Below are 491 nucleotides of genomic sequence, written 5' to 3' on the forward strand. Positions count from 1 at the left end.
GTGTACCTATAGGTGAGCCAGTACTCGCCCGGAGTGGTAGGATTGAAGGTAGTCGCCTCTACCCCATTAATGTAGTAAGTACCGCCGGCTGGCTCGCCTCCCGTCAGCGTGTAGACTGGGTCACCCACGCAGAACTTAGGACACTCCTTCAGTTTGACATAGGGTTTCTCGTATACAACTATTTTGCAGTAAGCCTTGCCTTCGCAGCCGTAGCCGTTCTTATACTTATAGACCAGCTCGTACTCGCCGGCAGTTGTAGGGTTGAAAGTTGTTGCGGCCACACCGTTAATGTAGTAAGTACCGCCCGCAGGCTCACCGCCACTTAGGGTATATATTGGGTCACCCACGCAGAACTTAGGACAATATTTTAGTTTGACGTAAGGTTTCTCGTAGACGATGATTTTGCACTTGGCCTCACCCTTGCAGTAAGTATAAGGGTTGGTGTACCTATAGGTGAGCCAGTACTCGCCCGGAGTGGTAGGATTGAAGGT

At 50.7% G+C, this 491-nt stretch carries 1 protein-coding gene; it reads right to left on the reverse strand.

What is annotated here, in order from left to right; translation table 11 throughout:
• Positions 1–491 (reverse strand): hypothetical protein (locus tag EFB08_RS23610; RefSeq protein WP_165864972.1); only part of this gene is annotated, 491 nt, incomplete at both ends.

Source organism: Rufibacter latericius, assembly GCF_003721515.1.
Taxonomy (GTDB): Bacteria; Bacteroidota; Bacteroidia; order Cytophagales; family Hymenobacteraceae; genus Nibribacter; species Nibribacter latericius.